Genomic DNA, 11,834 nt, shown 5'->3' with positions numbered 1-11,834 from the left:
GGTGGCCAGCCCCGGTTTGCTAGACTTGTGGGCCCTATCCATCCCGCCGCACCCGTCGCGGCCGCAGGAGCTTGAGAACATGGCAATCAAGGTTGGTATCAACGGTTTCGGTCGCATCGGGCGTAACGTCCTGCGCTCGGCGGTGCTGAACTTCGGCGACGACATCGAAATCGTGGCCATCAACGATCTGCTGGAGCCGGATTACCTGGCGTACATGCTCAAGTACGACTCCGTGCACGGCCGCTTCAAGGCCGACGTGGCCGTGCAGGGCAACGACCTGCTGGTGAACGGCAAGAAGATCCGCCTGACCCAGGAACGCGACCCGGCCAACCTGAAGTGGGACGAAGTCGGCGCCGACGTGGTGCTGGAAGCCACCGGCCTGTTCCTGACCAAGGAAACCGCGCAGAAGCACATCGATGCCGGCGCGAAGAAGGTCATCATGTCGGCCCCGTCGAAGGACGACACGCCGATGTTCGTGTTCGGCGTGAACGACAAGACCTACGCCGGCCAGGCCATCATTTCCAACGCGTCGTGCACCACCAACTGCCTGGCCCCGCTGGCCAAGGTCATCAACGACAAGTGGGGCATCAAGCGTGGCCTGATGACCACGGTGCATGCGGCCACCGCCACCCAGAAGACCGTCGATGGCCCGTCCAACAAGGACTGGCGCGGCGGCCGTGGCATCCTGGAAAACATCATTCCGTCGTCCACCGGTGCGGCAAAGGCCGTCGGCGTGGTCATTCCGGAACTGAACAAGAAGCTGACCGGCATGAGCTTCCGCGTCCCGACCTCCGACGTGTCGGTGGTCGACCTGACCGTCGAGCTGGAAAAGGAAGCCACCTACGCCGAGATCTGCGCCGAAGTGAAGGCACAGAGCGAAGGCCCGCTGAAGGGCATCCTGGGCTACACCGAAGACAAGGTCGTGGCCACCGATTTCCGCGGCGAGACCTGCACCTCGGTGTTCGACGCCGAGGCCGGCATCGCCCTGGACGGCACCTTCGTCAAGCTGGTCACCTGGTACGACAACGAGTGGGGCTACTCGAACAAGTGCCTGGAAATGGCCAAGGTCGTCGCCGCCAAGTAAGGCCGGCGAAGATCGCACGCGGACCCCGGCCTGGCCGGGGTTCGTCGTTTATGGGGCCAGCCCTGTCGTAGCATGGGCCGGTCGACCGCTGCCGCTGGGGCGCGGGATTGCAATGGAAGCATGCAATGGAAGCACTCATAGCCCTGGTGGTACTGGTTCTGCTGGCCATCCCGCTGCTGCTGGTGGTGGCGCTGGTGATGATTGCTGGCCTGCGCCGCCGTGTGGCCGCGCTGGAGGCCGCCATGGCTGCCGCGCCGGCCGCCCGGCCGGTTGCAGCCGAGCCTGCGCCGGAACGGTCTGCGCCCCTGCCTGTGGCCGGCGTCGATCCGCCGTTCCTGCGGCCGGTGGCGGCTGCCGCACCGCCTCCGCCCCAGCCAACGCCACCGCCGGTGCGCGAAGCGGTGTCTGCGGCAGTGGAGGCGCCGCGCCCGGTCGCACCACCGCCGGTGCCACCCGCGCCGGTGCAGCCGCCGTTGCCCCCCGAACCGGCACTGCCCAACTTCATCGAGCGCGGCATTGGCGCGGTCAAGCGTTGGTTCACCGAGGGCAACGTGCCGGTCAAGATCGGCATGCTGGTACTGCTGGCCGGTGTTGCTGCGCTGTTGAAGTACGTCAGCGACCAAGGCTGGCTGGTGTTGCCGATCGAGCTGCGCCTGGCCGGCGTCACGGTGGGTGCGCTGGGCCTGTTGGCGTTCGGCTGGCATCAGCGCGAGCGCCGGCGCCTGTTCGCGCTGGCGCTGCAGGGCGGTGCCATCGGCGTGCTGCTGTTGACCATCTTCGCCGCGTTCAAGCGGTTCGAGCTGCTCAACCCCGGGTTTGTCTTCGCCAGTTCGATCGCGCTGGTGGCCGGCCTGTGCGTGCTGGCGGTGGTGCAGAACTCGCGCACGTTGGCGGTGCTGGGCATCCTCGCCGGCTTCATGGCACCGCTGTGGCTGTCCACCGGCAGTGGCAACCACGTGGGGCTGTTCAGCTACTACGCGGTGCTCAACGCTGGCATCTTCGCCATCGCCTGGTTCCGTCCGTGGCGTGCGCTGAACCTGCTTGGCTTCGCTTTTACCTTCGGCATCGGTACGTTCTGGGGCGTGTTGCAGTACGCGCCGGACAAGTTCAGCAGCACCGAGCCGTTCCTGCTGCTGTTCTTCGCCTTCTACCTGTTGATCCCGCTGCTGTACGCGCGCCGGCAGCCCGCCGGGCGACGTGACCTGGTCGACGGCAGCCTGGTGTTCGGCACGCCCCTGGTTGCCTTCTCGATGCAGGCGGGCATGCTGCACGAGCAGCCGATGACGCTGGCGCTGTGCGCGCTGGGCCTGGCGGCGATCTACGCCGTACTGGCGCGGGCACTGATCGCGCGCGCGTCTTACACCGTGCTGGCGCAGTCGCATGCGGTGCTGGCGGTGGGCTTCGCCACGCTGGCGGTGCCGCTGGCATTGTCTGCGCGTGCCACCGGCGCGGTGTTCGCACTGGAAGGTGCGGGCCTGGCCTGGCTGGGCCTGCGCCAGAAGCGCTGGCTGCCGCAGGTGTCCGGCGCGTTGCTGCAGATCGGTGCTGCGTTCGCCTTTGTGGCCGGCGCCGACCACTGGCTCGACGACGCACGCGTCCTGCTCAACCCGACCGCCATCGGCGCGTTGCTGCTGGCCATTGCCGGCTTCGCGTCGGCGTGGAGTTACCAGCGCAGGGAGCGCCATGAGATCGCACTGGTCTACTATCTGTGGGGTCTGCTGTGGTGGCTGGGCGGTCTGGTGCACGAGATCTTCCGCTTCTTCCCGCACCGCACCCAGGCCGACGCGCTGCTTGTGCTGGTCGCAGCCACGGCCTGGCTGGCGGCTGAAGTGCAGCGCCGCCAGCCGGCACGCGCGCTGGGCGTCACCGCGCTGGCGATGCTGGCCCTGGGCTTCCCGCTGGCGCTGATGCAGAGCGATGCGCACCAGCAGCCGTTCGCCGGCTATGGCGCGCTGGCCTGGGCGGTGTTCGCGGCGCTGGGCGTCCGTACGTTGCTGTGCCTGCGCCAGGGCGGCAACACCGTGGCACGTATCGCGCAGTTCCTGTGGTGGCTGCTGTGGCCGTCGCTGCTTTCGCTGCTGGCCCTGTGGGGCGGTGGCGAGGCCGGGCTGGCACAGGGCTGGACGCTGCTGCTGTTCACGCTGCCGTGGCTGCTGATGGCGGCGCTGTCGTTGTGGCGCTGGGACGCACTGCGGTGGCCCCTGGGGGCTGCCTTCGACAGCGTGCGCCTGCCGTTGCAGTGCGTGCTGTTCGGCCTGCTGTCCTCAGGCTGGCTGTTCGGCCAGTTGCTGCCGGGTGACGCAGCGCCGCTGCCGTGGCTGCCGGTGTTGAACCCGGCCGAGCTGGGGCAGTGGTTGAGCCTGGCGCTGCTGGCGCGGTGGCTGTACCGCGGACAGGCGCCGCAGGCACTGGTGAAGATCCGGCTGCCGCTGTTGGCATTGGCCATCTTCGTCGCGCTGACCAGCCTGGTGCTGCATGGCGTGCATCAGTGGGGCGGCCTGTCGTGGAGTTCGTCGATGATGCGTTCCAGCCTGGCGCAGACCAGCCTGACCGTGCTGTGGAGCGTGCTCGGCGTGATCGCCTGGGTCTGGGGTTCGCGCCGCGGCCAGCGCGTGTTGTGGATGGTCGGTGCCGTGCTGATGGGTGTGGTACTGGCCAAACTGGTCATTGTTGATCGCCAGCACCTGGGCAACCTGCTGGGCATTGCATCGTTCATCGCCTACGGCCTGCTGTGCACGGTCGTGGGTTATCTGGCACCGGCACCGCCCAGCGCGGCGCCGACCGTGGAGGAAAAACAATGAAGACGTGGAGCAGGGCGCTGCTGCCGGCGATGTTCGGCATGCTGGCCGCCGTCACCGCACAGGCTGCCGATTACCGTACCCAGTATGCCGAACAGTGGCCGCTGACGTTGTCCAGCGCACAATCGGGTGCCTACCGTGTCGTGCTGGAACCGGCGATCTACCGTCGCTCCGGTAGCGCAGACCTGGGTGACGTGCAGGTGTTCAATGCCGCCGGCCAATCGTTGCCGTCGGCATTGCTCGCGCCGGACCAGCCGCTGGCACAACCGCCGGTGCAGCGGGAACTGCCGTGGTTCGCGTTGCCGCCGCTGGCCGAAGCACAGCGTAACGACCTGCAGTTGCTGACCGAGCGCGATACCGATGGCCGTGTCCGTCGCGTGGAAGCACGTGTGACTGGCGGTGCAAGGGCCAACGGGCAGGGCGGCTGGCTGATCGACGCCAGTGTGCTGGGCCAGCAGCCGCTGGCGGCGCTGGTACTGGATTGGGCCGACAGTGGCCAGCCGTTGCAGGCTCAGGTGCAGCTGGACGTCAGCGACGACCTGCAGCATTGGCGTGCACTTGGCCGCGACATTCCGCTGGTGGACCTGCAGCGCGCCGGCAAGCGCCTGCTGCAGCGCCGCCTGCAGGTGGATGGGGAAGCGCGCTATCTGCGCGTGCTGGCGCAGGGCGATGCCCGTCTGCCAACGTTGCGCAGCGTACTGGCCGAGCTGCCGCCGGCACCGGCCACACTGCCATGGGAGTGGTTGTCGCTGGCACCGACCTCGAAGGGCAAGGGCGAGTACACCTTCGAGATGGATGGCCGCTTCCCGGCGGCGCGTGCCGACGTGGCCAGCACTGACAACAGCCTGGTGCAGTGGACATTGTTCAGTCGCGATGACGAGAGTGCAGAGTGGCAGCGGCGCAGTGCGCCGTGGATTGCCTATCAGCTGCAGCAGGGCGCGCAGGGCCAACGGCAGCAATCGGCCGCGCAACCGCTGGGCGGCGTGCACCGCGATCGTTACTGGAAGCTGGTGGCGAACCCCGCCGAAACGGCAACCGCACCCACCCTGCGCCTGGGTTATCAACCCGAAGTGCTGGTGTTCCTGAGCCAGGGAGCAGCGCCATATGCACTGGCAGTGGGCAGCGCGACCGCGCGCCGCATGGAAGCGCCGATCGGCGTGCTGATCGAGGAACTGCGGCAGCGTAATGATCCGTCGTGGCAGCCGACGCTGGCGCGCCTGGAAGGCAGTCCGGAACCGCTGGCCGGCGATGCGGCGCTGAAGCCTCAGCACGATTGGAAGGCGTGGTTGCTGTGGGCGCTGCTGGGGCTGGGTGTGTTGGTTGTTGGCGGCCTGGCGGTCAGCCTGCTTCGGCAGAAGCCGGCGCCTTCGGCGTAGGTTCCGGCGAACGGCGCAGCCCCTCGTGGGTGGGCGGTTGGTCGCGTAAAGCAAAAGCCGTGCTTGGCCGGGCGGGGTGGGTTCGCGGGAGACGCCGCAAGTACGTCCTTGTAGGCTTGGCAGCCGCATCCATGCGGCTGACACCCCGTGAACCCACCCCGCCCGGCCTCTGACAGTTTCCGGTTGCGTCCACCCACGGAAGAGAAAAAAGAAGAGCAAAAGCAAAGCAGCTTCGCTGGGCGCTTCTTGTAGAGCCGAGCCCACGCTCGGCTGCTGCTCGCGGTAGACCCAGCCGAGCATGGGCTCGGCTCTACATTAGTTTCTCCGACATCAGAAACCGCTCTTGCCTTTGCCATCCGCTCCGTCACATGAACCTGTCGAGGCCGGGGCGGTGTGGGTTGGCAGGGTGTCAGCCGCATGGATGCGGCTGCCAAGCCTCCATGGACGGATTCACGGCGCCCCCTGCCAGCCCACACCGCCCCGGCCCACCCCCAGCATCATGAAGCGTCAGCGCTTTGGCAGTTGCTGTTGCCGTTGCCGTGCGCCTCTGCCTGCCGCAGGCATCGACCCTCCCACCACCCGCACCCGATACAATGGCCGTCTGCCGTACCCCGGCATCCCGTCCCTGAGCCAAAGAGTTGCCCATGTCCATCGTCCGCATGACCGACCTCGACCTCTCCGGCAAGCGCGTGCTGATCCGCCAGGATCTGAACGTGCCGATCGAGAATGGCCGCATCACTTCCGAACAGCGCATCACCGCTTCGCTGCCGACGCTCAAGCGTGCGCTGGAGCAGGGCGCGGCGGTGATGGTCACCTCGCATCTGGGGCGCCCGAAGGAAGGCGTGTGGAGCGAAGCCGATTCACTGGCCCCGGTGGCTGCGCGCCTGTCCGAGCTGCTCGGCCGCGAAGTGCCGCTGGTGCGTGACTGGGTCGACGGCGTCGAGGTGCAGCCGGGCCAGCTGGTGCTGCTGGAAAATTGCCGCATGAACGTCGGCGAGGGCAAGGACGATGAAGCCCTGTCGAAGAAGTACGCGGCGCTATGCGATGTGTTCGTGATGGATGCCTTCGGCACCGCGCACCGTGCGCAGGCCTCCACCCATGGTGTCATCCGCTTCGCACCGGTCGCGGCCGGTGGCCCGCTGCTGATGGCCGAGCTGGACGCGCTGGCGCAGGCGCTGGATGCACCGGCCAAGCCGTTGCTTGCCATCGTCGCCGGCAGCAAGGTCAGCACCAAGCTGGAACTGCTGGCCAACCTGGTCGGCAAGGTCGATCAGCTGATCGTGGGTGGCGGCATCGCCAATACTTTCATTGCTGCCGCTGGCCATAACGTCGGCAAGTCGCTGTATGAACCGGACCTGCTGGACACGGCGAAGAAGATCGTGGCCGATGCGAAGGCGCGTGGCGCCGACATTCCGTTGCCGGTGGACGTGGTCACCGCCAAGCAGTTCCTGCCCGACGCTGCCGCGGAAGTGAAGGCGGTCGATGCCGTTGCCGAAGACGACCTGATCCTGGACATCGGCCCGCAGACCGCCGCGCAGTACGCGCAGCTGATCGAGAAGGCCGGCACCGTGGTCTGGAACGGCCCGGTCGGCGTGTTCGAGTTCGAGGCCTTCAGCAAGGGCACCGAAGCGCTGGCCCGCGCGATCGCCAGCTCGAGGGCGTTCTCCATCGCCGGCGGTGGGGACACCCTGGCCGCGGTCGACAAGTTCGATATCGCCGGCGACGTCAGCTACATCTCAACTGGTGGTGGTGCGTTCCTGGAGTTCCTGGAAGGCAAGACCCTGCCTGCAGTGGCCGCACTCGACGCGCGCGGCGCATGAGTGGCGAGCGCGGCAAGGATGTGCTGTTCTTCGACCTGGACGGCACGCTGATCGATTCGCAGGTGGGCATCACCGCCTGCATCGCCTATGCGCTGCAGAAGATGGAGTACCCGGTGCCGCCGCAGGACACCCTGCGGGGCTGGATCGGTCCGTCGCTGCGTACCACCTTCATGCCGCTGTTCGGTGAACCGGCGCGGGTGGAACAGGCAGTGGGCTACTACCGGGAGCGCTTCGATGTCGAAGGCTGGCGCGAGCACACGGTGTACCCGCAGGTGGAGGACACCCTGCGCACGTTGCATGGTCGCGGCCACCGCCTGGCGGTGGTCACGGCCAAGAACGAGCCGCATGCGCGCCGCATCCTTGCTTACCTGCCGTTCGGCGGGCTGTTCGAGGAGATCGTCGGTTCGACCCTGGACGGCTCGCGCAGCCACAAGCCGGAACTGGTCGGCGAGGCGTTGCGTCGGCTGCAGGTGCAGCCTGCGCAGTGCTGGATGATCGGCGACCGCCGCATGGACATCGAAGGCGCGCGCCACCACGGCCTGCGCAGTGTGGGCGTGCTGTGGGGCTTTGGCGGTGAGGCCGAACTGACCGAAGCCGGCGCGGGTCAGCTGGCCCGTGAGCCGGCGCAGCTGACGACGCTGTTGGCCTAGGCTCCTGTAGAGCCGAGCCCATGCTCGGCTGCTTCGGCCTATGCCCAGCCGAGCATGGGCTCGGCTCTACAGAACTGCCTGCGCCGGCGTATGTCCAGGTGATGTCCGTTCCATGACCCGCGAAGACAAGCGGCACAAGGCTGTAACCGTATACATGCGACGTGAAGGATGTGCTAATTTCCGTCCTTTACCGGGAGAGGCCCATTCACCATGTTCGAGCGTCAGCGTCGCACCAAGATCCTTGCCACCCTCGGTCCGGCCACTGATCCGCCGGGCGTGCTGGAGGATCTGTTCCGCGCCGGCGTCAACGTGGTACGCCTGAACTTCAGCCATGGCGACCCCTCCGGCCAGGCCAAGCGTGCCGCCGAAGTGCGTGCCGCCGCTGCCCGCGTGGGCGTGGAAGTGGGCATTCTGGCCGACCTGCCGGGCCCGAAGATCCGTATCGAGCGCTTCGCCGAAGGCAAGGTGCAGCTCAAGGCGGGTGACCGCTTCGACCTGATCGCCAGCACCAACGCCGGCCCCGGCGATGCGACCCAGGTGGGCGTCAGCTACCTCGGCCTGCCGCAGGACGTCGGCCCGGGCGATGTCCTGCTGCTCGATGATGGCCTGATGCAGCTGCAGGTGGTGGAGGTGCAGGGCGAGCGCATCATCAGCACCGTGCTCAACGACGGCGCGCTGTCTGATCGCAAGGGACTGAACAAGCAGGGCGGTGGCCTCTCGCTGGGCGCACTGACCGAGCGCGACAAGGAACTGATCGGCATCGTCGCCAAGATCGGTGTCGACTTCATCGCCGTGTCGTTCTGCCGCAACGCGCAGGACATGAACGACGCGCGCGAGATCGCCCGCTCGCACGGCTGCGATGCCGCGCTGGTGTCGAAGATCGAGCGCACCGAGGCGATCGAGAACCTGGAAGAGATCGTCGAGGCCAGTGACGTTGTGATGGTCGCCCGTGGCGACCTCGGCGTGGAAATCGGCGATGCCGAGCTGCCCGGCCTGCAGAAGAAGATCATCAAGGCCTCGCTTGCGCAGAACAAGGTGGTGATCACCGCCACGCAGATGCTGCAGTCGATGGTTGAAAGCCCGATCCCGACCCGCGCCGAAGTGCTGGACGTGGCCAACTCGGTCATCGATGGCACCGACGCGGTGATGCTGTCTGCCGAGACCGCTGCCGGTGCCTGGCCGGTCAAGGCGGTGGAAGCGATGGCGCGTATCTGCCTGGGTGCCGAGCGCCAGTTCCAGACCGAGACCGACTTCAACGCCTCGCCGCGTAATCTGGAACGTGCCGACCAGGCGATTGCCATGGCCACCATGTTCCTGTCGCAGCACGTGGGCGTGCGTGCGATCGTGGCGATGACCGAATCCGGTGGCACCGCCCGCTACCTGTCGCGGTTCCGCGCCAAGGCGCCGGTGTTCGCAGTCACCCGCCACGACGGCGCGCGCCGCCAGATGGCCCTGATGCGCGATGTGTTCCCGATCAACTTCGACAGCCGCGGGCTGACCCCGCGCGAAGCCGCGCGCGGCAGCATCCGCCTGCTGGTGGAAGCCGAACTGCTGCAGGCCGGTGACCGCGTCGTGTTCACCAGTGGCGAGCACATGGAAACCCTCGGTGCCACCAATACCCTGCGCCTGCTGGAAGTGGGAGAGGACGGCCGCGCCATCGGCCTGGGCGACCTCTGAGGCCCGCCGGGGTCGGATCCCCGCAAGGGCTCTGACCCCGTGCCGCAGGACATCGCTTGTCCTGCGCCGACATTGGAATCGTTTCCATTCTGGCCTGCACGCCGGCGCAACGGGCGGCGGGGCTATACTTGTGTTTTTCCCGCACCCGCCACAGGAAGTACATGAGCATCGAACAGCTGGCTGAAACCGCCCAGGCCATGGTTGCCCCGGGCAAGGGCATCATCGCGATCGACGAATCCACCGCTACCATCGCCAAGCGTTTCGCTGGCGTCGGTATCGAGAACACCGAGGAGAACCGTCGTGCCTACCGCGAACTGCTGCTGACCACGCCGAAGCTCAACGAGCACATCTCCGGCGCCATCCTGTTTGACGAAACCATCCGCCAGTCGACCAAGGACGGCGTGCCGTTCGCCAAGTACATGGCCGACCACGGCATGATTCCGGGCATCAAGGTGGACAAGGGCGCGCACCCGCTGGCCGGCTGCCCGGGCGAGCTGGTGACCGAAGGCCTGGATGGCCTGCGCGAGCGCCTGCAGGAGTACTACAAGCTGGGCGCGCGGTTTGCCAAGTGGCGTGCTGTGATCAACATCGGCGAGAGCATCCCGTCGGGCACCTGCATCGAGTCCAACGCCCATGCGCTGGCCCGCTACGCAGCGCTGTGCCAGGAATGCGGCCTGGTGCCGATGGTCGAGCCGGAAGTGATCATGGACGGCGACCACGACATCGAGACCTGCTACGAAGTCACCGAAGCGACCCTGCGTTCGCTGTTCGACGCCCTGTACCAGCAGAACGTGCTGCTGGAAGGCACCATCCTGAAGGCTTCGATGGTCATCTCGGGCAAGGACTGTGAAGAGCAGGCCGACGTCGAGGAAGTGGCCGAGTCGACCGTGATGTGCCTGAAGAGCACCGTGCCGGCCATCCTGCCGGGCGTGGTGTTCCTGTCCGGTGGCCAGAGCGACGAGCAGTCCACCGAGCACCTGAACGCGATGAACCAGCTGGGCAACCTGCCGTGGCCGCTGAGCTTCTCCTACGGCCGTGCCATGCAGCAGGCCGCGTTGAAGCTGTGGGCCAAGGACATGAAGGGCAACTACGCTGCTGCCCAGAAGACCGTGTACGAGCGCGCCAGGGACAATGGCCTGGCCGCGCTGGGCAAGTGGAACGGGTGATCCGTCCCATCGCTGGATAAACAAGGCAGCGCCGGCATCACGCCGGCGTTTGCTTTTGCGGGTATCTTTTCCGCCCCCATGCGCCCGGCCGGTGCGTGGGAACCACATGGAAGGCCAAGGAGAAACAACATGCGTTTGGCAGCAATCACACTGGCCGTAGCCACGGTCCTGGTCGCCGGCGGGTGCAACCGCATCGGTGGCGGCGGTGCCGAGGCAGGCAAGGCCGCGTCGCTCGATTTCGACAAGCCGGTCTCCGGCGAGATCACCTCGCGCAGCGGCATCAACTTCAATGACGGCAGCCATCACCAGCTCTACCAGATCAAGCTGGAAGACAGGGATCTGGTCGGCCTGAAGCTCACTGGTGCCCTCAGCGGCTCGATTGCGGTGTTCAACAACGGCAGCCTGGTATCCACCAGCAACACAGGCTATGAGCGCGAGGGGGACGTCTCGCTGGCTTTCCGTGCCAACGGCAGTGGTACCTACCAGGTGGCAGTCAACGCCGATGGCCCGACCGCGTTCGGCCCTTATCGCCTTCGCGCCGAGAAGCTGAAGCCGTACGACGGCAAGCCGCTGGCGGGCAGTGGCGAGATCGTCGATATGCTGGCCAGCAACTCGCAGGACTACACGTTGCAGGTGGACAAGGCGGGCCTGTACGAGATCCGGCTGGTCTCGGACGCCTTCGACCCGGTGCTGAAGCTGTCCGGGCAGGGCGTGGATGCCGAGAATGACGACGGCGGGGACAGCACCAACTCGCGCCTGACCCTGTCGCTGAAGCCGGGCAAGTACACGCTGACCGCGCGTGGCCTCGGCGACGGCGTCAGTGGCATGTTCACCTTGTCGGCCAATCGGATCGAGCTGCCGGGCAACCTGGTCGATCGCGATGGCACCGCACTGCCGAAGTCCGGCAGCGTGTACACGATGCTCGATAACGATGGCGTCCGCCGCTTCCTGCTGACGCTGGACCGTCCGACCAATGTGCGGCTGGATGCAATCTCCGGCCAGGTCGATACCGTGCTGCGCGTGGTTGGCGGCGATGTCGAACTGACCGACGATGACGGTGGCAACGATACCAACGCACGCCTGGAAGAAGCGTTGCCTGCCGGTCATTACACCGTCGAGGTGTCCAGCCTCAGCAACGGCGCGGGCATGGTGGAAGTGCGTGTGCAGGTGGACGGCGCCAGCGCCGATGGGGCTGCTGCTTCGGCCGATGATGCCGCCGCGGTGGAAGCTGCCAGCCGTTGAGCGTGTTCCACACTCCGTGGG

At 66.8% G+C, this 11,834-nt stretch carries 8 protein-coding genes; all 8 read left to right on the top strand.

What is annotated here, in order from left to right; genetic code table 11:
• The first annotated feature begins 79 nt into the window (after positions 1-79).
• The 8 genes from gap (at position 80) to AC5P8J_RS09155 (ending at position 11,813) form a co-directional block, all read left to right on the top strand.
• Positions 80-1,084: a type I glyceraldehyde-3-phosphate dehydrogenase gene (gene gap / locus AC5P8J_RS09190; protein ID WP_313298707.1), complete on the top strand. Its 1,005-nt coding sequence runs from the start codon at positions 80-82 to the stop codon at positions 1,082-1,084.
• 125 nt (positions 1,085-1,209) lie between these two features.
• Positions 1,210-3,885: a DUF2339 domain-containing protein gene (locus tag AC5P8J_RS09185; protein WP_495216769.1), complete on the top strand. Its 2,676-nt coding sequence runs from the start codon at positions 1,210-1,212 to the stop codon at positions 3,883-3,885.
• Entirely contained in the window at positions 3,882-5,258 is a 1,377-nt protein-coding gene (locus AC5P8J_RS09180; protein ID WP_155030036.1) for a DUF3999 domain-containing protein, read from the top strand. Before AC5P8J_RS09185 ends, AC5P8J_RS09180 begins: the two co-directional genes overlap by 4 nt.
• Positions 5,259-5,902: 644 nt before the next feature.
• On the top strand, positions 5,903-7,078 hold the full coding sequence (locus AC5P8J_RS09175) for a phosphoglycerate kinase (RefSeq protein WP_171953518.1): 1,176 nt from the start codon (positions 5,903-5,905) through the stop codon (positions 7,076-7,078).
• On the top strand, positions 7,075-7,728 hold the full coding sequence (locus AC5P8J_RS09170) for an HAD hydrolase-like protein (RefSeq protein ID WP_495216768.1): 654 nt from the start codon (positions 7,075-7,077) through the stop codon (positions 7,726-7,728). Before AC5P8J_RS09175 ends, AC5P8J_RS09170 begins: the two co-directional genes overlap by 4 nt.
• Positions 7,729-7,938: 210 nt before the next feature.
• Complete coding sequence (gene pyk / locus AC5P8J_RS09165) at positions 7,939-9,405, top strand: pyruvate kinase (RefSeq protein WP_495216767.1); 1,467 nt, start codon at positions 7,939-7,941, stop codon at positions 9,403-9,405.
• Between the two features lie 161 nt (positions 9,406-9,566).
• Complete coding sequence (locus AC5P8J_RS09160; protein WP_019660018.1) at positions 9,567-10,571, top strand: class I fructose-bisphosphate aldolase; 1,005 nt, start codon at positions 9,567-9,569, stop codon at positions 10,569-10,571.
• Positions 10,572-10,700: 129 nt separating this feature from the next.
• The gene (locus AC5P8J_RS09155) at positions 10,701-11,813 is read left to right on the top strand and encodes an ABC transporter substrate-binding protein (protein WP_495216766.1); all 1,113 of its coding nucleotides are present in this window, start codon (positions 10,701-10,703) and stop codon (positions 11,811-11,813) included.
• Positions 11,814-11,834 lie beyond the last annotated feature (21 nt).

This window comes from Stenotrophomonas sp. YJH_SMC_37 (genome assembly GCF_059370035.1).
The sequence above is the reverse complement of the archived record's forward strand: the minus strand, read 5'-3'. Positions and strand labels throughout refer to the sequence as shown.

Coding starts and splice junctions, on each gene's coding strand:
- gap (WP_313298707.1), top strand. CDS start 80: ATGGCAATCAAGGTTGGTATCAACGGTTTCGGTCGCATCGGGCGTAAC.
- AC5P8J_RS09185 (WP_495216769.1), top strand. CDS start 1,210: ATGGAAGCACTCATAGCCCTGGTGGTACTGGTTCTGCTGGCCATCCCG.
- AC5P8J_RS09180 (WP_155030036.1), top strand. CDS start 3,882: ATGAAGACGTGGAGCAGGGCGCTGCTGCCGGCGATGTTCGGCATGCTG.
- AC5P8J_RS09175 (WP_171953518.1), top strand. CDS start 5,903: ATGTCCATCGTCCGCATGACCGACCTCGACCTCTCCGGCAAGCGCGTG.
- AC5P8J_RS09170 (WP_495216768.1), top strand. CDS start 7,075: ATGAGTGGCGAGCGCGGCAAGGATGTGCTGTTCTTCGACCTGGACGGC.
- pyk (WP_495216767.1), top strand. CDS start 7,939: ATGTTCGAGCGTCAGCGTCGCACCAAGATCCTTGCCACCCTCGGTCCG.
- AC5P8J_RS09160 (WP_019660018.1), top strand. CDS start 9,567: ATGAGCATCGAACAGCTGGCTGAAACCGCCCAGGCCATGGTTGCCCCG.
- AC5P8J_RS09155 (WP_495216766.1), top strand. CDS start 10,701: ATGCGTTTGGCAGCAATCACACTGGCCGTAGCCACGGTCCTGGTCGCC.